The sequence below is a fragment of the Paenibacillus sp. NPDC058174 genome (assembly GCF_042883865.1).
In the GTDB taxonomy this organism is placed as follows: Bacteria; Bacillota; Bacilli; order Paenibacillales; family Paenibacillaceae; genus Pristimantibacillus.
Genome location: NZ_JBHVUY010000001.1, coordinates 1,969,072 through 1,991,319, shown reverse-complemented (window position 1 = coordinate 1,991,319; position 22,248 = coordinate 1,969,072). Strand labels below are relative to the sequence as shown.

General features: G+C 51.5%; 17 protein-coding genes. 16 read left to right on the top strand and 1 reads right to left on the bottom strand.

Annotated elements, in window-relative coordinates:
* Positions 1-125: 125 nt before the first annotated feature.
* The 6 genes from ACFVVF_RS09030 to ACFVVF_RS09005 all read left to right on the top strand — a co-directional run bounded on the left by ACFVVF_RS09030 (position 126) and on the right by ACFVVF_RS09005 (position 7,590).
* Positions 126-1,037 (top strand): iron-hydroxamate ABC transporter substrate-binding protein, encoded by a 912-nt coding sequence (locus tag ACFVVF_RS09030; protein WP_387807392.1) that lies wholly within the window; start codon positions 126-128, stop codon positions 1,035-1,037.
* A 209-nt stretch (positions 1,038-1,246) separates the two neighbouring features.
* Positions 1,247-2,218, top strand: a complete 972-nt coding sequence (locus tag ACFVVF_RS09025) for a cell wall hydrolase (protein WP_387807389.1) — start codon at positions 1,247-1,249, stop codon at positions 2,216-2,218.
* 223 nt (positions 2,219-2,441) lie between these two features.
* Positions 2,442-4,421 carry an ABC transporter substrate-binding protein gene (locus tag ACFVVF_RS09020; RefSeq protein ID WP_387807386.1) on the top strand — a complete coding sequence of 660 codons (1,980 nt, stop codon included), beginning with the start codon at positions 2,442-2,444 and terminating at the stop codon, positions 4,419-4,421.
* Between the two features lie 102 nt (positions 4,422-4,523).
* A complete protein-coding gene (locus tag ACFVVF_RS09015) occupies positions 4,524-5,519 on the top strand; it encodes a FecCD family ABC transporter permease (protein WP_387808952.1) in 996 nt (331 codons plus the stop codon).
* The gene (locus tag ACFVVF_RS09010; protein ID WP_387807383.1) at positions 5,512-6,510 is read left to right on the top strand and encodes a FecCD family ABC transporter permease; all 999 of its coding nucleotides are present in this window, start codon (positions 5,512-5,514) and stop codon (positions 6,508-6,510) included. Before ACFVVF_RS09015 ends, ACFVVF_RS09010 begins: the two co-directional genes overlap by 8 nt.
* 15 nt (positions 6,511-6,525) lie before the next feature.
* Positions 6,526-7,590, top strand: coding sequence for an NAD(P)/FAD-dependent oxidoreductase (locus ACFVVF_RS09005; protein ID WP_387807380.1), 1,065 nt, complete (start codon positions 6,526-6,528; stop codon positions 7,588-7,590).
* An 867-nt stretch (positions 7,591-8,457) separates the two neighbouring features.
* On the opposite strand, the gene ACFVVF_RS09000 is transcribed toward ACFVVF_RS09005, so the two are convergent.
* A complete protein-coding gene (locus tag ACFVVF_RS09000; protein WP_387807378.1) occupies positions 8,458-9,447 on the bottom strand; it encodes a LacI family DNA-binding transcriptional regulator in 990 nt (329 codons plus the stop codon).
* A gap of 172 nt (positions 9,448-9,619) precedes the next feature.
* On the opposite strand from ACFVVF_RS09000, the gene ACFVVF_RS08995 reads away from it, so the two are divergent.
* The 10 genes from ACFVVF_RS08995 to ACFVVF_RS08950 all read left to right on the top strand — a co-directional run bounded on the left by ACFVVF_RS08995 (position 9,620) and on the right by ACFVVF_RS08950 (position 22,213).
* Positions 9,620-10,381, top strand: a complete 762-nt coding sequence (locus ACFVVF_RS08995) for an SDR family oxidoreductase (protein WP_387807375.1) — start codon at positions 9,620-9,622, stop codon at positions 10,379-10,381.
* On the top strand, positions 10,378-11,655 hold the full coding sequence (locus ACFVVF_RS08990) for a nickel pincer cofactor-dependent isomerase, group 22 (RefSeq protein ID WP_387807372.1): 1,278 nt from the start codon (positions 10,378-10,380) through the stop codon (positions 11,653-11,655). Before ACFVVF_RS08995 ends, ACFVVF_RS08990 begins: the two co-directional genes overlap by 4 nt.
* 2 nt (positions 11,656-11,657) lie before the next feature.
* Positions 11,658-13,160: a gluconokinase gene (locus ACFVVF_RS08985; protein WP_387807369.1), complete on the top strand. Its 1,503-nt coding sequence runs from the start codon at positions 11,658-11,660 to the stop codon at positions 13,158-13,160.
* 21 nt (positions 13,161-13,181) lie between these two features.
* Positions 13,182-13,997, top strand: a complete 816-nt coding sequence (larE, locus tag ACFVVF_RS08980; protein ID WP_387807366.1) for an ATP-dependent sacrificial sulfur transferase LarE — start codon at positions 13,182-13,184, stop codon at positions 13,995-13,997.
* The gene (larB, locus tag ACFVVF_RS08975; RefSeq protein WP_387807363.1) at positions 13,994-14,668 is read left to right on the top strand and encodes a nickel pincer cofactor biosynthesis protein LarB; all 675 of its coding nucleotides are present in this window, start codon (positions 13,994-13,996) and stop codon (positions 14,666-14,668) included. The genes larE and larB overlap by 4 nt, the downstream gene beginning before the upstream one ends.
* A gap of 1 nt (position 14,669) precedes the next feature.
* Entirely contained in the window at positions 14,670-16,154 is a 1,485-nt protein-coding gene (gene larC, locus ACFVVF_RS08970) for a nickel pincer cofactor biosynthesis protein LarC (protein ID WP_387807360.1), read from the top strand.
* Between the two features lie 2 nt (positions 16,155-16,156).
* The gene (locus ACFVVF_RS08965) at positions 16,157-17,434 is read left to right on the top strand and encodes a glucuronate isomerase (RefSeq protein WP_387807357.1); all 1,278 of its coding nucleotides are present in this window, start codon (positions 16,157-16,159) and stop codon (positions 17,432-17,434) included.
* A 179-nt stretch (positions 17,435-17,613) separates the two neighbouring features.
* Positions 17,614-19,233, top strand: coding sequence for a helix-turn-helix domain-containing protein (locus ACFVVF_RS08960; RefSeq protein WP_387807354.1), 1,620 nt, complete (start codon positions 17,614-17,616; stop codon positions 19,231-19,233).
* Between the two features lie 190 nt (positions 19,234-19,423).
* Positions 19,424-20,380: an ABC transporter substrate-binding protein gene (locus tag ACFVVF_RS08955; RefSeq protein WP_387807351.1), complete on the top strand. Its 957-nt coding sequence runs from the start codon at positions 19,424-19,426 to the stop codon at positions 20,378-20,380.
* A 117-nt stretch (positions 20,381-20,497) separates the two neighbouring features.
* Positions 20,498-22,213, top strand: coding sequence for an ABC transporter ATP-binding protein (locus ACFVVF_RS08950; RefSeq protein WP_387807348.1), 1,716 nt, complete (start codon positions 20,498-20,500; stop codon positions 22,211-22,213).
* The last annotated feature ends 35 nt before the right edge of the window (positions 22,214-22,248 follow it).

Here is a 22,248-nt window from a genome sequence, read left to right as displayed (position 1 = left end):
CACCGGTATGGTGGAGATGATGGTTCTTTTTTATGTCTGGAATGTTGACAATCGGCAGAAAACTCATTAAAGTGGTGAAAGTGATAATCATTATCGTTTATAGCTGAAAGGGGATATTTTTAGAGATGAAAAAAACTGCCGTAGCCGTCATACTGTTGCTTACGCTTGTCATCAGTGCTTGCGGAGAAAACAGTGAACCGCAACAAGAGGAAGCAGCCGGCAAATCCGGAACTCGCGAATACATGTCGGAGAATGGACCGATTGAAATACCAGCCGATCCTAAGCGGATTGTCGCATTGACCAATGCGCCGAACATATTGGCAATGGACGTCGATATTGTTGGTGTGGATGAATGGACGAAGGCGAATCCATTGTTTGCAGATAGACTGGAAGGCGTTCAGACGGTTTCCGATGAGAAACTCGAGGAAGTGCTGGCGCTGAAGCCTGATCTTATTATTGCGGGCTCTACGATGAAAAATCTCGATAAGCTAAGCGAAATCGCACCGACGATCGTCTATACATGGGGCAAGCTGGATTACTTGAATCAGCAGCTTGAAATCGGCAAAGTGCTGAATAAAGAGAAAGAGGCACAGGCATGGATCGACGATTTCACGAGCCGCGCGAAAGCTGCTGGCGAGGAGATCCAAGCAAAAGCAGGAGCGAATACGACCGTATCCGTGTTTGAGACTGATTCGCAAAACTTCTATGTGCTCGGCAATAACTGGGCGCGGGGAACGGAGATTTTGTATCAGGCTATGGGACTGCAGATGACGGATATCGTGAAGCAAAATGCGCTTGCACCGGGCTACTATACGATCTCGCTGGAGCTGCTGCCTGAATATGCAGGCGATTTTATCGTGCTGAGCCGGAAGCAATCCGCTGAGAACAGCTTTATGCAGTCCGAGGTATGGAAAAAAATCGACGCGGTGAAAAATAACCGCGTTATTGAGATCGATACAGAAGCATCGTCATATAGCGATCCGATTACGCTGGAGCATTTGCTGAAGATTTTCCATGAGCAATTCCTTGCTGATTAACTAGGGGCTGGATAACCGGAACAGAAACCCAATACCGTCTCGGGTATTGGGTTTTGTTATGCTTTTCAAAAAGCTTTTCAGTTGTTGATGAGCAAAAAGATTCAATTCTGTGAAAACGTTAATCCTTTTGACCTAGGAAGCTGTGGTATAATTTTGCCCATCGGATATTTGTTGGGAGATTACACCAACCGGAATACAAGGAGGTACACATGATTAGAGCTGGAAAGCCGTATATAATGGCTATCGTGCTGGCATTGCTTGCATTAGGCTTTGGGCCGCAGTCGCATGTACTCGCCCGGGAAGCCGCTGATGCGAATGACATAACGATTAAGCTTGACGGCAAGAAGCTGACCGACTCGGTCCGCAAGCTTGATGGCAGACTGTACGTGCCCGTCAACCGGATGGCCGAACTGTTCGGCGCTACCACGAGCTGGGACCAGGATAATGAAGAAGTAACGATACATACTGCACTTAATGATAAAATTGTACTCGGAATCGGAGTGCCAACTGTTTATTTCAACGAAGACCGCTACCGGATGGAGGAGGCCCCGTTCTCCTCGGAAGGCCGGATTTTTGTACCGCTGCGCCAGTTAACGGAGATGCTGCACGGATCTTTGAAGATGAATGCTGACGTGGTTGAGCTTGCCAAGGTACAGCCTGCCGTTATATCGGCAGAGTACACGCTGGATGACGCCAGCAAGGAATTTGGCAGCAGCAAGGCGGAGCTTCTGAAGCGGAACGGACTAGACAGCAAGCAGATTAAGCAAGGAACGAGGCTTAAGGTTGTTGTACCGTCCATCTTAAATCAGCCGGCGAAGCCGTTTACAGACGCTGATCTGCAATTGCTTGCCAAGATTACGATGGTGGAGTCTGGCTATGAGTCCTACCAAGGGCAGCTTGGCTTGGCGAACGTCATCTTGAACCGGGTGAAGGACAGCAGGTTCCCGGATACGATTCGTGACGTTATTTACTCCGGAAAGCAATTCCCTCCGGCGCATAACGGCATTCTCGACAAGAGCAAGCCTAACGCGAGCGTCCTTCGCGCAGCCAAGGATGCATTGAACGGCAAGAACAATGTCGAGGACGCAATCTATTTCTTTAATCCCGACATTTCCAAAGGCTCATTCTGGTCGAGCCTGGACGTCATTGTTACGATAGGACATCATAGCTTTGCGAAATAGTTGCCTTAACAGCGCGTACCGTTTACGAACGGTGCGCGCTGTTTTTTTTGATAGATGTGATAAAGCGAAAAAATTACTTCAAGGTGCTCCAGCCAAGCAAATAGGAGAACCTTGTTTTTTCAATGAGTAAACAAAACTATTGAAAATGATAATTATTATCACATATAATAGATGCGTAACTTATAGATGAAACGGGAGAGAAAGAGGAAGGGGAGAACGAGCGGTGAACCTTAGTGACCACGTCAGACTATGGGATCATACACTCATAAAAATAATAGATGTACGCCATACGAAGATGGAACAAGGTGAGGAATTGAGCGCCTATCGGCTGCCCTCCAGCGCCTTCTTCTACATTACACGCGGCAGTGCGCAGATTCGGCTAGACGGAGTGCAGCATACGATGGGCCGGTTCAGCATCCTTCACGGCGGCAAAGGGCTTTGCCTGGATATTGCGGCAGAGGAGTTATTGGAGTATTACATGATTTTGTATAAAGCGGTGCTTGCGCTTCCGGCCCGCCCAGAGTTAGTTAAGCTCATGGAGCAGAACAATCCTTTCCGGATGCAATATTCGTTCACACCTCATTATCCGATTCCGGTCTTTCATAACGTGACGATGCTGAGTAAAGTATGGGAACGATCGGATACGTTAGATAAATTACATATCAAATCGGTATTTTATCAATTGCTCTATGTTATTTTTGAACAGATGGAACGCCAGAGTGTCGTGTCCGTGAAGCCGGATCTTGTGGCGCAGGCCATTCAATATATTCATGAGCGCTATATGGAGCCGGTTACGCTTGAATCCTTGCTGGAGATGCTGGATTGCAGCTCGCGTCAGCTGCTGCGGTCGTTCAAGAAGCAAGTGAGAACAAGCCCGATTGATTATTTAATTCAAGTCCGGATGAACAAAGCGAAGGAATTGCTGCTGACGACAGAGCTGACGTTGAAGGATATATCCGAAAGCGTCGGTTATGCGGACAGCTATTATTTTAGCCGGATATTCAAGAAGCATGAGGGCGTTTCGCCAACCCTGTTCAAAGAAAAAGCACAGCAGCAAAAACAGCGTCCAAATAATCCATCCTACTTGTTCAAATATCCCATTGTTGCGAGAAGGCATCAACGTTATATTGGTAATGAGTTTGAGAATCGTTATCAATCTAAACGAGAAGGGGATTTACCAATGTACAGGAAGTCTAGAACGGCAATGGCAGCAACACTATTATTTTGTTTCGCATTGTTTTTGAGCGCATGCTCGACAGGCGGAACGAATTCAGGCGCAACGAACGGCAACACGCCAAGCGGCAACGTTGCGGCAACGGCTACAGCCAGCCCGGCTGCTAACACAGCTGCTGAGGCGACAACGCGAGTAATTAAGCATGCGATGGGGGAAGAGACGCTTACCGGCAACCCTGAGCGTGTCGTTATATTGACGAATGAAGGTACAGAAGCATTGCTGGCTATGGGCATTAAGCCGGTTGGCGCCGTACAATCTTGGATCGGCGATCCTTGGTATGATCATATCAAGGAAGATATGGAAGGTGTGACGGTAGTTGGGGATGAGCTGCAGCCCAATATCGAGCTGATTGCGAGCCTGAAGCCGGATCTCATTATCGGGAACAAGGTCCGCCAGGAAAAAATCTACGAGCAGCTGAAGCAAATTGCGCCGACGGTTTTCTCGGATGATTTGGCGGGAGACTGGAAAATCAACTTTAAGCTATATTCGGAAGCGTTGAATAAGCAGCAGGAAGGCGAGCAAGCGATGGCTGCTTTCGATAAGCGTGTGGAAGAAGTGAAGGGCAAGCTCGGCAGCAAAGCGGATACGAAAGTGTCGGTTGTACGCTTCTCAGCGAAACAGGTGCGTATTTATCAGAAGCAAACGTTCTCGGGCGTTCTGCTGAATCAGCTGGGCATTGCCCGTCCTGAATCGCAAGACAAGGATTCCTTCATTGAAGTAATGTCCAAGGAGACGATTCCGAGCATGGACGGCGACGTGATGTTCTACTTCGTATCGGAAAATCCGGGCAAGACGGATGCCGCTAAAGTTGTTGAGGAATGGAAAAAGGATCCTTTGTTCCAAAACCTGAACGTAACGAAAAATGATAAAGTCATTCAAGTCGATGAGGGAATTTGGAATTCAGCAGGCGGTTATGAAGCGGCTAATCTGCTGCTGGACGAAATTGTTGCTTATTTTGACGTGAAATAAAGTTAGATGTGAAGCTGGCGTCGTTGTCGCGTCAGCTTCTTAATGATTTCAGATCTTGTGACCAATAGGAGGCTTGTGGTGGGCGGAAATAAGCTCTTCGTGATGCGAAGCAACAAGAGCAAGACTATAGGGCTTGCAGCAGCAGTCCTGCTGCTGCTAATCAGCGTTCTATGCAGCATTTTATTTGGCCTTCATCTTTACGGAATTAAGGATTTGTGGCTGGCGTACAGCAGCTTCGACGGTTCCAATGACCATCTTATTCTAACAACCGCGCGAGTGCCAAGAGCATTAATCGCTGCTTTGGTAGGGGCCAGTCTTGCAGTAGCTGGCGCTGTGATGCAGGTGCTGACACGAAACCCGATAGCATCCCCTTCGGTATTTGGAGTGAATGCCGGGGCGGTATTATTTATTGTGATCGGCTTAACGACATTTGGCGCTTCTCTAACGATGAACGGAATGGTGTGGCTCGCTTTTGCCGGCGCGATTACGACTTCGATGATCGTCTACGTATTGGGCTTGCAGGGCGGAGGGTTCGAGCCGATTAAGCTGACGCTGGCTGGCGCCTGCATCGCTGCTTTCGCTACCTCGATTACATCCGGCATTATATTGATTGACAAGCAATCGCTAGAATCGGCGCTGTTCTGGATGATCGGCTCCGTAGAGGGAAGAAATCTGGAGCATCTGCTGATGGTGCTGCCGTATATGGCTGCGGGTCTGCTGCTCGCTGCGCTGCTTGCCGGATCGCTCAACATTATGGCTCTTGGCGATGACGGTGCCAAAAGCTTGGGCCAGCGCCTGACCTTCGTCCGCCTGCTGTCGGCCGCTGCAATCGTCCTGCTGGCGGGCAGCTCGGTATCGGCGGCCGGACCGATTGCCTTCATCGGGCTAATCGTTCCGCATCTTTGCAAATATTTGATCGGCAATGATTACAGATGGCTGCTTCCTTACTGCGCCGTAATTGGGGCTATTTTGCTGGTGACAGCCGATTTGGGCGCACGTTTCATCCTAGATGGCAAGGAAGTTCCTGTGGGCGTGGCGACTGCGATAATCGGAGTTCCGTTTCTGATTCATGCGGCTAGAAGGAGGAGGCATGTCTAGACAACGCTCTATGAAATATATCGTCATCCTATTCTCTTTATTTGCTGCGGTTGTTCTCCTGTCCCTTCTTAGCCTGTCATTGGGCGGAGTAAAGGTGCCGATCCACGAAATTTGGCTTTCACTAACGGGAAGCAACACGGAAAACAGTAATTTAATTATCATGCAGTTCCGTCTCCCGCGTATACTGGCTGCTGTATTGATTGGAGCAGCTTTGGCTGTTGCCGGTGCTATTCTGCAAGGCGTGATTCGCAATCCGTTAGCGTCGCCCGATCTGCTTGGGGTTACAGGAGGCGCTTCCGTTGCAGTCGTTGCGTTCATGACCTTGATGACAGGGTACAGTATTCACTGGGTCCCGTTCATCGCAATAGCCGGGGCAATCGCAGCTGTTGTGCTGAATTATGTGTTCGCTTGGAAAAGAGGCGTGTCGCCATTCCGGCTGGTGCTGATCGGAATTGGCATCTCCACAGCGATGGGGGCGCTGACAACTTTTCTGCTTATTAGCGGACCGGCTTATTTGGCTGCTCAGGTGCTGAACTGGATGACCGGCAGCATTTACGGAACGAACTGGAGCTATATTAAAGTGCTCTGGCCTTGGGTAGCTCTATTTATCCCGCTCGCTCTGCTGTACGCGAAGGAATTGAATGTGCAGTCACTGGGAGAAGAGACAGCCCGCGGACTTGGAAGCCGCATTCAGCTCAGCCGGATGATCCTATTGTTTTATAGTGTTGCGCTTGCCGGGGCTGCAGTCGGAGTGGCCGGGATGATTTCTTTTATCGGGCTGATGGCACCGCATATTGCGAGGAGACTTGGAGGCAATTCTTATAAAATAATTATTCCTGTGTCGGCGCTGTTGGGCTCGATTATTTTGCTATTGGCTGATCTGGCGGGACGGCTGCTTTTCCAGCCGCTTGATATTCCCGCGGGCGTATTTACTGCGGGCATCGGTGCGCCTTTTTTCATGTATTTGCTGTTTAAGCGCAAGAAGGTTTAGAGGGAGGCAAGTGAGATGACAGATAAGCTGGAGCTTTATGACGTTACGATTATCGGCGGAGGCCCCTCCGGCCTGTATGCTGCCTTTTATAGCGGGATGCGCGATATGAAGACGAAGCTGATTGAAGCCAAGGAGGAGCTTGGCGGCAGAACGCTTATTTATCCGGAAAAAATGATCTGGGATGTCGGCGGAGTAACCCCAATCCGCTGCAGCCAGCTCACCCGGCAATTGATTGAGCAGGCGTATACGTTTGAACCAACTATCGTATTGGGACAGCAGATTACGGGAATGGAGAGGCTTGCTGACGGGACGATGCTGCTTACGGCCGAAAGCGGGGAGCAGCATCTCAGTAAAACCTTGATTCTGGCTGTCGGTCACGGGGTGCTGAAGCTCGCCAAGCTGGATATTTCCGGTGCCGAACGATATGAAGTGACCAATCTTTATTACACGGTGGAGGAATTGGAAAGCTTTCGCGGCAAACGGGTGCTCATATCCGGCGGAGGAGATTCTGCGGTGGATTGGGCGAATGAGCTGGTGAGCATCGCTTCATCCGTTACCGTCGTACATCGGCGTGAACGGTTCGGCGGACATGAGCGAAGCGTGAGACGGATGAAGGAGTCTTCCGCTCGGGTTCTTATTCCCTATGCCGTTACTCAATTGCATAGCCATGGAGACCGAGACCGGATTGAAGCGGTGTCTATTGCGCCAGTCAATGCGGACGGAGAGCCGTCAGAGAACTCCGAGCAGATTGCGGTGGATGCCGTGCTGATTAATCATGGAATGCGGGGCGATTTTGGTCCTGTTGTGGACTGGGGACTGCAGAGAGAGGACTGGAATTTCACAGCGGATGAGAAGCTGGCAACGAATTTGCCGGGCATCTTCGTAGCCGGCGATGCAGCCAATTACGGCAGCAAATTGTATTTGCTTGCCGGCGCCTTTACCGATGCGGCGCTGGCGGTTAACAGCGCGAAGCGGTATTTGGACCCCGATGCACCGCAGAGGGCGCAGGTTTCGTCGCATAACGCGAGGTTCGCGGAGAAGAACAAGGCGTTTGATGCCGTTGCTGAAGAAGAAGCATAGCCTTCTTCTGTTTTTTAGAGTGTTTGAGAACCGGCTGCCTTCATTGACAAGGCAGCCGGTTCTCTTTTCTTTAAGGCCGCGCTGTGCGCGGCTTTTTCAATTGTGTGTAGCCTCGTCTCCACTTGGTTAAGACCCCGAGAAGGCCTTAACCAGCTGCTGTGAGGTCAAATGTAATGCCATAAGACCCTCAGAGAGACTTAACGTCAACGAATGGCCGAAGAACAACGTAGCGAGGCGTTGTTTCCATGCGGTTAAGACCCTTAGAGGGCTTTAACCGGCCCCCATGAGGTCAAATGTAATGCGTTAAGACCCTTAGAGGGTCTTAACCTCAACGAATGGGCGGAAAATAACGGAGTATGGCGTTGTTTTCATGCAGATAAGACCCTGAGAGGGCCTTAACCGGCCCCTGTGAGGGCAAATGTAATGCCATAAGACCCTCAGAGGGTCTTAACGTCAACAAATGGCCGGAAAATAAGGGATCGAGGCGTAGTTTTCACATGTTTAAGACCCTGAGAGGGACTTAATCGGCCCCCATGATGCCGAATGCAATGCGTTAAGACCCTCAGAGGGTCTTAACGACAACGGATGGCCGGAAAACAACGGAGTGTGGCGTAGTTTTCATGCGGTTAAGACCCTTAGAGGGCCTTAACCGGCCCCCATGAGGTCAAATGTAATGCGTTAAGACCCTCAGAGGGTCTTAACGCCAACAGATGGGCGGAAAATAAGGAATCGAGGCGTAGTTTTCATGCGGTTAAGACCCTTAGAGGGCCTTAACCGGCCCCCATGAGGGCAAATACAAATGCTATAAGACCCTCAGAGGGTCTTAACCGCTTCCTGCTAGCACAAATATGATTGCCCGGCTGCCCATCAGGCTTGCAGCCGGACGGTAGAAGCGCGGACGATGAGCTCCGGCTCTAAGAACACCGTTTTTACCGATGCGGGTTCCTCAATCAGCTCGAAAATCGCAGCTGCAATAGCCGCAGCAATCGTCGAGATTGCTGCGCCGACTACAGTCATCGGCACGCCGATTTCCTCCATCTGGGGAAGGTTGTCGTAGCTGACGATCGATATATCTTCCGGCACGCGAAGGCCATGCTCTCCAATTGCCCGCAGCATGCCTCGCGTTAGATCGATACCGCCGCTTATGACAGCCGTGGGCCTAACCGATCTCTCAAGCATGGCGCGAGCCGCCATGTAGCCGTCATGGAATTCCAGGCCGCTCAACTGCAGAACGGTATCGGGATCATAAGGCAGGCCCAGTTGAAGGATTTCCTCGCGGAAGGCTTCGATCTTGACGGTCTGCAGAGGATCGGGGCTATCCGGTTCCCCGATATAGGCGATCTGCCGGTGTCCCAGCTGAACCAAATGGCGGACGGCGAGCCGGATCGCCTGACCCCGGTTGACATCAACCGCGGAATGCGCGGTATGTCCGGCTGTGCCATAGGTCAAAATCGGAATTTGCGGCGGATTTACGCGGGTGAAGCCGGCAATACTGTCCTTATCTCCAAATACGAGAATAGCGTCCACTTGGTAGCGGCGGAAAATCTCAACGGCTGATTCCATATGGCTGATCGACAGCAGCGTAATATAGCCTTGTTTTTCAAGCTCTTCATTCACTTTCGTTAAGAGCGAGGAGAGTGCAGCGCGTTCTATGGATGGCCATACGACGCCAATGGCCCCGCTTTTCCGGGACACGAGACTGCGGGCCGCGATGTTGGGCTGGTAGCCCATTTCTTTGGCGATGGACAGAATATGCTGTTTGGTTTTGTCCTGCACGAGCGGGCTGTCTCTCAGCGCCTTGGAGACGGTTGAGAAGCTGACGCCTGCGCGCTCGGCAATATCTTTAATGGTGACCATATTTGGTTGACCTCCGGGGAAACTGTTGGCGAACGAGTTCGTAGAATGAGCTTATCATAATACAGCTTTTTCAGAAAAGAAAGCGCATTATTTTCTGCTGGACAGCAATTGAAGATTCAGCTATCATAACAATAACAACGTTGTTATTATGGTGAAAAGGGTGGTTAAGCTGATGTTTAATTTGCAAAATACAGTGTCTGTCGTCATCGGCGGCAATGGCGTGCTGGGCGGCGCGATGTCGTCTGCGCTGGCGGCAGCCGGATCAAAGGTAGCAGTCGTCGGCCGGGATATGGAAAAGGCCAACCGGGTATGCGCTGAGATCGAAGCAGGAGGCGGTCAAGCGGTTGCCCTCCAAGCGGACGCTACTAACAAAGCCGAGCTGGAGTCGGTGCTTGAACAGGTTTTGCAATGGGGAGGCCGGGTGGATACGCTAGTCAACGCCTCCGGGACGAACAGCACAACACCGTTTTTTGACCTCACCATGGACGAATGGGACCGTATTATGGACGTGAATTTGAAGAGTGTCGTGCTTGCCTGCCAGGTATTCGGCAAACAGATGATTGAGCAAGGCGAAGGCGGCTCTATTATTAATATTTCTTCCGTATCCTCGTCGCCGCCGCTTTCCAAAGTGTTCACCTATTCCGCTTCGAAAGCTGGCGTCAATAGTGTCACCCAGTTTCTCGCCCGCGAGTTTGCTCCGGACCGGGTAAGGGTCAATGCGATTATTCCGGGCTTTTTCCCGGCTGAACAGAACAGAGCGATTCTATCGCCGGAACGGGTAGAGTCGATTATGAGGCATACGCCGATGAACCGCTTCGGTGATCCGGAAGAGCTGCAAGGAACGGTCGTATATTTGGCTTCCGCCAAAGCATCATCATTTGTCACCGGAGCGCTGCTTCGGGTTGACGGAGGATTTGGAGCGATGACACTATGAGTGACTTATTGAGAAGCCTAGTAGAGCATACGCCGATTCCAAGGATGGTGAAAATTCGCCAGTCCTTTGACGACACGATATTGGATGATCCGCTTGGAGAGCTTGAACGCCAACTGCGGAGCGAACCGTCTATGGGCAAAATCCAAGCGGGGCAAAAAGTGGCGGTAGCGGTCGGTAGCCGGGGAATTTCCCGTATTGCGGAGCTGACGAAGACGCTCATTGATGAGTTGAAGCGCATCGGAGCAGAGCCGTTTATCGTGCCTTGCATGGGCAGTCATGGAGGCGCTTCCGCGAAAGGCCAAGCGGAGGTGCTGGCGCATCTGGGCATCGATGAAGAGCGGATGGGCTGTCCCGTTCGTTCCTCCATGGAAGTTGTCGAGCTGGACCGGCTGCCTAACGGCTTGCCGATTTATTGCGATAAAATAGCGGCGACAGAGGCGGATGCTATCGTCGTGATCAACCGGATCAAGCCGCATACAGCGTTTCGCGGAGCGATTGAAAGCGGCCTGCTCAAAATGATTTCCATCGGTCTCGGCAAGCAAAAGGGAGCGGAAGCCTGCCATCAGCTTGGCTTCAAATATATGGCGGAGAATGTTCCGGCTATGGCCCGGGTGATGATTCAGAAGCTCCCGATTCACTTCGGCGTTGCCGTCGTAGAGAATGCCTATGACCAAATTTGCCGTATTGAGGTGCTTGGCGTTGACAGGATGGAGGAGAGAGAGAAGGAGCTGCTTGTCGAGGCGAAAAGCCGCCTGCCTCAAATTCTTTTTTCCCAGCTGGATGTGCTCGTTATTGATTATATCGGTAAAAACATTAGCGGCGACGGTGCCGATCCCAACGTTACCGGCCGTTATCCGACGCCTTACGCCCATGGCGGACCGGATGTGAACAAAATGGTCGTTCTCGATCTTACCCCAGAATCGAAAGGGAATGCCAACGGGGTAGGTACCGCTGACTTTACGACCAGCCGCTTGGTCGGCAAGACGGACTGGCCGGGAACGTATGCGAATGGCCTTACGTCCACGGTATGCGCGCCAACGAAGCAGGCGACTACGCTTGCTGATGACCGCGATGCGATTAAAGCGGCGATTAAGACCTGCAATATTTTAGACTATACGACGTGCAGACTGGCTCGGATCAGGGATACGCTGCATCTCGGCGAAATTGAAATTTCGGAATCGCTCTTGGAGGAAGCCAAGGCGAATCCGCGGATTGAGATTTTGGAAGGCCCATATGAATGGACGTTTGACGAGGAAGGATATTTGGCGAAATGACGATGAAAATAGTATTAGCGATCGATATCGGCACGACCAGCACGAAGACGCTGGCTGTGGACGCGGACGGAAACATTCATGGCAGCCACTCTATCGGGTACCCGCTGCACACACCGAGTCCAGGTTATGCCGAGCAGGATCCGGACGTTATATACGAGGCGGTGCTGGATGGCGTTGCCGCTGTAATGAAGAATGGCGGCTGGACGGCGGCTGATATCCGCTGCGTCGCCTTCAGCTCAGCCAATCATAGCTTGATCCTTGTTGATGGAGAGGGCGCGCCGCTTACACCAAGCATCACCTGGGCGGACCAGCGCAGCGCCGTCCAGGCGGAGCGCTTGTTGAGCGACGGTACAGGACTGGCAGTCTATTCCCGGACGGGTACGCCCATTCACCCGATGTCGCCGCTCGTCAAGCTGATCTGGATGCGGGAGGAGCGCCCGGAGCTGTTTCATGCTGCGCAGCATTTTATCGGCATAAAGGAATATGTGCTGAATAAGTTATTCGGAGTTATTGTGATGGATTATTCACTGGCCAGCGCTACGGGGATGTTCAATTTGAAAACCCTCTCTTGGGATGCGGAAGCGCTGCAGTTGGCTGGTGTTCACGAGGAGCAGCTGCCGCAGCTCGTACCGACAACGCACCGTATTGAAGGCTTGCTGAGCGAGCCGTCGAAGCGGATGGGACTGGATGCGAATACTTCATTTATCGTTGGTGCACAGGACGGCGTATTGGCCAATCTCGGTATTGGAGCTGTAGAGGAGGGCGTGATGGCAGTTACGATCGGCACAAGCGGTGCGGTACGTACAGCTGTCCAGCGCCCGACCTTTGATCCGGAGGGACGGCTGTTCTGCTATGCGTTGACAGAATCGTACTGGATTGTCGGCGGCCCTTCCAATAATGGAGCAATTGTCGCCCAGTGGATTTCGGAACGGCTTTATCCCGGCAAGCCGCTGGAAGAGGTTCTTCCGTTAGCTGCAGCTTCTCCGGCAGGCGCGAACGGCTTGTTGTTTCTGCCGCTGTTATCCGGAGAAAGGGCGCCATTCTGGGACGCTCAGGCCAAGGGCGTAATGTTCGGGTTGACTTTGGCCCATACGGAGACTGACATGCTGCGCGCTGCATTGGAAGGTGTAATGTTCCAGATTGCGGCGATCATTTCTTTAATGAAGCAAGCTGGCGAGAAGCCGAAGGAGATTCGGGCCTCGGGCGGTTTTGCCCGTTCCGCGCTATGGTGCCAGATGCTGGCCGATATGCTGGGCGTTCCGGTCAGTGTGCCGGATTCGGTAGAAAGCTCAGGCCTAGGCGCTGCCCAACTGGGGCTGTATGCCATGGAAGACTGCAGCGGCCCGCTGCTGCGCTGGAATCAATTGAAGGGCACACGCTATGAGCCGGATTTGTCCAATTACGAAAAGTATGAAGCGCTGCTTCCTTTCTATTTGAATCTATACGACCGGTTGAAAGAGCCGATGCGAGACATTGCCAAGCTGCAGCCTGCGAGCAACCGTTAGCCGAAGGAGGAATACAGAATCATGCATGATAAATACGCTAAGCTTCAGACGATTCTCTCCGAAATGGAATCCGTTGTCGTTGCGTTCTCGGGAGGCGTGGACAGCACTTTTTTGCTGGATGCCGCAATTAGAACGCTGGGCGCTGACCGGGTTTTGGCTGTTACTGCCGATTCCGAGACTTATCCGACGGAAGAGCTTGAGGAAGCGATCCAACTGGCGAAAAAGATCGGTGCGCGGCATCAGGTTATCGAGACGTCGGAATTAAGCATTCCGGGGTATAAGGAAAACAACGCCAACCGCTGTTATTTTTGCAAAAGAAGCCTGTTTGAGCATTTGGAGCCGTTTATTGCGGACGGTGCCTACAAGCATATCGTCTATGGGCTGATCGCCGATGACATGAATGAGCACCGTCCTGGCGTACAGGCGGCCAAAGAACGGGGAGTTCGCGGACCGCTGCAGGAGGCGGGACTGTTCAAGGAAGAAATTCGTGATTTATCCCGCGAGCATGGTCTGCCGACATGGAGTAAACCAAGCTTCGCATGTCTTTCCTCGCGGATCGCTTACGGGGAGACGATTACGATCGAGAAGCTGGGACGGGTTGGAGAGGCTGAACGATATATCCGCTCGCTCGGATTCGGTCAAGTGAGAGTAAGGAGCCATGGCGATATTGCCCGGATCGAGGTGGAGCCGGCTGTCATGGAACGTCTGCTGGCGCACTCGACAGAAATTTCTTTTCGATTGAAGGAGCTGGGTTATCTCTACGTTGCGATGGATTTGACCGGTTATCGCAGCGGCAGCATGAATAAGGCGTTGAAGCTTGGGGGTACGGCAGGATGAATGAATTCGAGGATCTTGGATTTTGCAAGCTGGACGTTGGCCGTGATGAGCGGACGGGGCATCCGGAGGTTGTATTTGGAATGGGGAAAACTGCCGGTCAGGTAGAGGTGATCTTTGCCCGGCTGGCTGAAGTTCATGGCCGTGCATTGGTTACGCGGGCTACAGAAGAAATGGCAGAGCGAGTGCTCGCGAGCTACCCGGAAGCGCGTTATGACAAGGTGTCGCGGCTTATCTCACTTGGACAATCGGCACGAATGCTGCCGGGAAAAGTAGCGGTATTGACTGGCGGCACCTCAGACATTCCGGTCGCGGAAGAAGCAGCCGGAACAGCCGAATGGATGGGCTGCGAGGTGGACCGGATATTCGATGTCGGCGTCGCAGGCATTGACCGGCTGCTTAGCCAAAAGGACAGAATTCGCGAAGCCTCTGTTGTCATTGGCGTAGCCGGCATGGAAGGCGCGTTAGTGAGTGTCGTTGGAGGTCTCGTGCGAAGACCGGTAATCGCCGTACCTACTTCGGTAGGGTATGGAGCTAATTTGCAAGGCATAACGACGCTGCTCGCCATGATGACCTCGTGTGCAGCTGGAGTTACCGTCGTAAACATCGATAACGGCTTCGGAGCAGGCTTTCAGGCAGGCATGATTCTACAACTAGTAGCGGAGGGCAAGTAGCATGAGGACGCTCTATTTGGATTGTATTTCTGGCATTGCAGGCGATATGACGCTATCGGCTTTGGTCGATGCAGGTGCGGACGCTGCCTACATCGTTCATCACCTTTCCAGCCTGCCAATCGACGCTTTCACGATGGAATTTGTCAGTGTGGACCGCAGGGGCATTACGGCAAAATGGCTGAAGCTAAGCTTCGACAATGACGTGCATGAGCACGATCACGGGCATGATCATCATCATAGCCACGATGCGCACACTCACGGGCATAACCATGTTCACGTTCATTCTCATACGCATGAACACGGGCATAACCATGGACACGTCCACCATGACAGTCACGATCATACCCATAGTCATCATCACCATGATCATCATAGCCATGACGAGTATGATCATCATCATGACCACGCTCATAGCCATCATCATTCTTACCATGACCATCATACTCATGACGAGCACGATCATCATCATGATCACGGCCACCATCATGAGCATCGGAAGGCTTCGGACATTATTGAGATGATTGAGCAATCAAGCTTGCCGGAACGGGTTAAAGCAAGGAGTCTGGCTATCTTTCACCTCATTGCTGAGGCCGAAGGAAAAATCCACGGCATGAATCCGGCGGACGTTCACTTTCACGAAGTTGGAGCGATGGATTCCATACTGGACATCATCGGCGTTTGTCTTGCACTGGAAAGTCTTGACGTTAGCCGGATCATCGTTTCCCCTGTGCCAACAGGGACTGGCAGGCTTCGGATGGCTCATGGCCTGTACCCGATTCCTGCACCGGCAACGGCGGAGCTGCTCCGCGGCGTTCCGTTATCGCCGTTTACAGCCAAGGGGGAGCTGACCACGCCAACAGGCGCGGGTATTGTCAAAGCACTGGCGGCGGAGTTCGCCACTTTGCCCGCCGGCACGATCGATCGCATCGGCTATGGGGCAGGAACCAAAAACTTCGAGCATCCGAACGTAGTGCGGGCGGTGTTGTACAAGCAGGAGCAAGAACAAGATCAGCGGCAAGGGACCCTATCAAAAGAAACGGTTATCGTCCTTGAAGCGCAGGTAGATGATTCTACCGGCGAAAGGCTTGGTTATGCAATGGAGCGGCTCTTTGAAGCGGGAGCGCTTGATGTGTATTACACGCCTGTATATATGAAGAAAAACCGGCCGGGTGTTCTGATAAGCGTATTATGCTACCCGCCCACTGCTGAGCTATGCGAGGATACGCTGCTTGCAGAGACGTCGACCTTTGGCGTTAGGCGCAGTGAATGGACACGCAGGGCGCTGGACAGACAATGGATCGAGGCGGAAACAAAATACGGAATGATACGGGTTAAACAAGCGCTCGAGGGAGGCCGTATCATCAGGCAATCTCCCGAATATGAGGATGCAGCGCAAGCAGCAAGAGCTTTCTGTGTTTCACTGGAGACGGTCTATAACGAGGTTTATCTGTCCATCGGACGACTAGAAGCTAAAGGGGAGAACTGAAGATGACGACACATACGCAAACGCAAGCAGTCGTAAGCTTGGCTGAGCTTCGGCAAACGGTGGAACGTCTGGCCATGACAACTCCTGTTACCGATATGCATACCCATTTGTATGCGCCGGAATTTGGCGATCTGCTGCTGTGGGGCGTTGACGAGCTGCTTACCTATCACTATCTCATTTCGGAATCGTTCCGGTGGTCGGAGGAAGAATACAGCCATTTCTGGTCGATGACCAAGCGCGAACAAGCGGACTGGATATGGCAAAGGCTGTTCCTTGATCATTCTCCGTTAAGTGAAGCGGCGACCGGATTTATTACGATTCTGCAGCGGCTGGGGCTGGACGTATCTTCCCGCAATCTCGACGATTACCGGGAGGCGCTGGCCAAACGTACGGTTCAGGAGCAAGTCGATACCGTCATGCAAATTTCCGGAGTGAGCAAAATCGTTATGACCAACGATCCTTTCGATTCCGTTGAACGTCCGGTATGGCTGGCGGGTCAAGGAAACGCTGATCCTCGGTTTTATGCGGCTCTTCGTGTAGACAGCTTGTTGAACGATTGGCCTCATGCGGTAAAAGAGCTGCAAAAACTCGGATATGACGTGCAGACAGAGTGGACCGAACGGACAAAAGAAGAGACGCGCCGTTTCCTGTCGGAGTGGATCGTAAGAATGGACGCCCTCTACCTTGCAGTATCCATGCCTGGCGAATTTGTCTACCCGGCAGATGACCATTGGAGCAAAATGATTGATGAAGTGATGGTGCCGGTATGCGGGGAACAGAGCATTCCGTTTGCGCTGATGATTGGCGTCCGCAGAAGGGTGAATCCATCGCTTGGTCTGGCCGGCGATATGAGCATGCGCTCAGATGTAACAGCTGTAGAAGCGTTATGCCGCCGTTATCCGGAGCAAAAGTTCCTCATTACGATGCTGGCGAGGGAAAATCAGCATGAACTAACGGTACTCGCCCGCAAATTCCGCAATTTGATGATTTTCGGCTGCTGGTGGTTCCTGCACATTGAATCGATGGTCGAGGAAATGACTCGTTTCCGCGTTGAACTGCTCGGCACCTCCATGATCCCGCAGCATTCCGACTGCCGCGTATTTGAGCAGCTTATTTACAAGTGGGAGCATTCGCGGAAAATTATCGGCAGCGTGCTGGCGGACAAATACGAAAAGCTGCATCATAGCGGCTGGAGCGTGACGGAAGCGGAAATTCAGCGGGACTTGGACGATATGCTGAATCAAAACTTTTGGCGCTTTCTTGGCAAGGAACCTAAATAATAGTAACAAAGACTTGATGCCTGGCGACCGCTTACTGCGGCTCGCCAGGCATCTTTTTCATATCCGTATGGAAGGCTTACTGCTGAGGCAGTCAAAAGAAATCTAATACATACTAGACGTTGAGAATGGTTTTCAATTACAATCAGTAGGAAGCATTCTCACGAAAGGGTGACATGGACATGACGATTGCTGAGCATCCGTCCTCGAACCAGCCTGTGAGCAAGCATTGGCTTTATCAGGCGTGGATTCGGTTAAAGGAAGCTTCCAAGCAAGACCATAGCACCTATCATTATCAGCTGCTATACGGAAGTGCTCCTTCTCATTTATTTATCGTGCTGAACGGCCAAATGGGCAATATCATTGTGGATGGATTACTCAGCCCGGCCAGTTCAGATAAAGTATATTGGATAAAGCCCGGTCAGCGGGTTGAGATGCATTATTCCTCCGTCGGAACAAGAGAGCTGTATCTATTCCCGTTCGAAGTAATGAATCTTGAAGCTTCTAGAGCGGAGGAGCAGGAGGACTTTTCTCCGGTAACGGAGGGATTGCCTGCAGCTTCTCCTTCTGAGCTTCAAACGTTATGCGAGAAAATATTCGATCATTGGCATAGCGTGGATGAGGTTGACCGGTTTGCCAGCCAGGCGGGCTTTCAGGAACTGCTTCATATGCTGTTCAAAAAGCAGGGGCAGCATGAGGAAGCGCTGGACCGGGTCAGCGAATATATGAGACTGCATTACCGGGAACCGGTAACGGTTGAGGCTTTGTCGGAAATGGCGGGCATGAGCCGCTATTATTTCATGAGATCGTTCAAGGAGCGATTTGGGCAAAGTGCGATGGATTATTTAACAGAGCTCCGGACGAATCAAGCGAAGCAATTGCTGGAAGAGGGCTTTCCCCTATGGGATATCGTAGATAGAATCGGCTACAAGGACCCGCAATATTTCAGCAGCCAATTCAACAAACATGTGGGAATATCACCTAGAACTTATACGTTAAACCGCAAATGCAAGGCTGCAGCCTACAGCTGGCCGAATATCGGACATTTGCTGACGCTTCAAGTCATTCCGTATGCCGCGCCAATCGATCAGTTCTGGTCCGATGATTACCGTAAAAAATACCGTTTCGATGTAAAGCATCTGCTAAGCCATGATTATGAATTTAACCTAGAGGTGCTGCGGCGTTCCCGCCCGGACCGCATCGTTGCGCTCGACGAGATGCTGCCGGAGGAAGAAAAGCAGAAGCTTCGGCAAATTGCTCCCGTTCTTTTCCTGCCATGGCATAAGGAAGATTGGCGGATGCACCTGCAATTGACCGCTCAATTTCTGGAGCGCGAGAAGGAAGGGGAAAGGTGGCTAGCCCGGTACAATCAGCAGGTTGAAGCTGTGGCTCAGTGTATGCCTGCCGCTTTCAGACAAGGAACGCTGCTCATCATAAGCATTTCGTCCCGCGGAATTAATGTGTGGGGAAGACGGGCGGGAACGGTGCTGTATGATGATTTGGAGCTGGCTTGCGCCCCGGGCGTTGATGCGATTGCATTTACAGATTATGTCCAAGCGGAGCAGCTTGGAGCCTATGATGCGGATTCGATACTCATTCATGTACTTAAGGACCGGGAATCACAGGCGGAGTGGGAGCGGCTCCAGCATTCCGAGGCTTGGCGGAAGCTTCGCGCTGTCCGCAGCCGTCATGTGTATCATACATCGGGGCATGCTTGGCTTGCAGAGCCGATTCTGGAATATACGGCAAACCGGCATGACCATATGCTGCAGGAGCTCAATGCTTTATTTCGTGCTCTGTAACGAGAGGAATCGGGCATGATTTCACATTCCTTCACGGGACAAAGGTGATATAATGATCTATATGATTATGATTATCACTATCAGTGGAGGCGAAACCATGCATCAAACAGAGAAAGCCTTTCGCGCAGGGGCGCGCGGGCTAGGACAAACAAGATCACGGGGGTTGGGGTTGCTGCTCATCCTTATTTGTATGGCAGTAATCATTAGCGCTTGCGGCAAACAAGCGAATACAAATGTTAAGCAGGTTGAGGAAACACCAGCGTCGACTGCTTCAAATGAAGGGGCACAAACCCAATTAATTAAGCATGCATTTGGCGAGACGGAAATTCCTTTACATCCGAAGCGGGTTGCCGTATTCGGGCTAGAAGATATTATGCTGTCACTAGAGGCTCCCATGGTGTACGCTTATGGCTTTAAGGGATATTACCTGGAAGAGCAATTGAAGCAGCAGAATGTTAAGCTGTCTAACGATACAAATTACGAGCCGAGCAATGAAGAAATTCTCGCTTCGCAGCCTGACCTTATTATCGTTCAACAGTATGCTATCGATCAGAGCAAATATGAAGCATTGAGTAAAATCGCGCCGACGATCGCTTTCGCTCCAAGTGACTGGAGGTCGTCTATTGTTGAAATCGGCAAGGCGCTGGGCAAGGAAGATAAGGCGCAAGAGGTTATTAAAGCGCATGATGAGAAGATCGAGCAAGCGAAAAAAGCGGTCACTGCTGCAGTTGGAGCAGATAAAACCGTTGTCTATATGCGTCCTTCCGAGAAGGAGTTGCAGGTGTTTTTCCCGAGCTTCAGCTTTGTCTACACGGCATTTGGTCTGAATCCGGATATCAGCATTGCCGAGTTCCAGAAGGAAACTTCTGATGACTGGGGGATTAACACTTCGCTAGAGAAGCTGCCTTCGATTAAGGCAGATTATATTTTCGCTATTTATGGAGGTTCCATCGATACGGAGGAAACGGTGCAGAAGGAGCTGGATGCCTCGACGGCAATTGAGCAGCTTCAGGTGTGGAAAGTGATGCCGGCCGTGAAGGAAAATCATGTATTCAAAGTTTCGCCAAGACATTGGATGTCTTCCGGCCCGATTGCGGAAAGCAGACAAATCGAAGATGTGGTGGCTGCGGTCACCGGCAAGAAATAACCGGCGTTCAGGTTCAGAGCGCAGCAGAGGCCGCTTATGTCAAGCGGCCTCTGCCGCTCTGTGCAGGAAACGTCATTTATTACGTTTGTATGATGGTAATGGAGGGAGTATTTTTACGTGATCTATAAGTTTTTTGCTTACTATAAGCCGTATAAAACATTATTTCTAATCGATTTCTGCTGTGCGGTATTTGCTGCCCTGCTGGAGCTTGGCTTCCCGCTTGCCGTTAATCAATTCGTAGATAAGCTGCTGCCTAGCGGCAACTGGAATATGATTCTATGGGCTTGTCTCGGCCTTCTTTCGATCTATGCGCTAAATAGTGTGCTGCAATATGTGGTGACGTACTGGGGGCATAAGCTGGGGATTAACATTGAGACGGATATGCGCAAAAAGCTGTTTAATCATGTGCAGAAGCTGTCGTTCCGTTTCTTTGACAATAACAAGACGGGGCATCTCATGACCCGGATGACCAACAATCTGATGGAGATCGGCGAGTTGGCGCATCATGGCCCGGAGGATTTATTTATTGCGGCTATGACGCTCATCGGCGCATTTATCCTGATGCTTATGATCAACTGGAAGCTGGCATTGCTCTCCGTTGTCATTATTCCGGGCCTGATTTATTTATCGCTCTACTTCAATCGCAAGATGATTCGCGCCTTCCAGAAGATGTTCAAGGATGTCGGGGAAATTAACGCAAGAGTGGAAGACAGTGTCGGCGGCATTCGTGTCGTGCAGGCGTTTACGAATGAAGCGCATGAGTCGGCCCGTTTTGCGGCAAACAACGAACAATACCGTCAGACGAAATTTATATCTTATAAAATTCAGGCGCAAAATGTTTCGATCAGTTATTTTCTGATGCGGATGGTTATTTTGTTCGTTCTCGTCTGCGGCACCTGGTTTGTTATTGACGGCCAGATGACGAGCGGAGATTTTGTCGGATTTCTGTTGTTGTCTAATGTATTCTTGGGGCCGATTAACAAAATTAATTCGGTCATTGAAAGCTATCCGAGAGGAATGGCGGGCTTTAAGAGCTATCTGGAGCTGCTGGAGACAGAGCCGGACGTTGCCGATGCGCCGGGAGCTCGGGATGCAGGCCCTCTGCGGGGCGATATTCGTTACAGCGGGGTTACATTCGGGTATGAGAATAAAGCCAAAATATTGAAGTCTATCGATCTGTCGATAAGCGCGGGTGAGACTATTGCGTTTGTCGGCCCTTCCGGCGCGGGGAAAACGACGCTTTGCAGCTTGCTGCCCCGTTTCTATGAGCCAGAGTCCGGAACAATTGCGATAGACGGTATCGATACAGCCCAGATGACGCTGGCCTCGCTTCGGGAACAGATCGGCATCGTGCAGCAGGATGTGTTCTTGTTTACGGGAACGATTTTCGAAAATATTGCCTATGGCGATCTCAAAGCGAAGGAAGCGGATATTTGGGAAGCGGCACGCCGGGCTCAACTGGATACGTTCATTCGCTCGCAGCCGGACGGGATGCAGACCATTATTGGGGAACGGGGCGTTAAGCTGTCCGGCGGCCAGAAGCAGCGGCTTGCTATTGCCCGGATGTTCCTGAAGAATCCTCCGATTCTCATTCTGGACGAAGCAACCTCCGCGCTTGACACCGAGACGGAGAAGGCGATTCAACAATCGCTTGCCGAGTTGTCTGAGGGAAGAACGACTCTCGTTATCGCGCACCGGCTGGCAACGGTCAAAAACGCCGACCGTATCGTCGTTGTGACGGAGAAGGGCATAACCGAGCAAGGCAAACATCAGGAGCTGCTTACGAAGGGCGGCTTCTACAGCAAGCTTTATGAATCGCAGTTTGGGGCATAGTAGTCTGATCGAAGTGAAGCTAATCTGATAAAAGG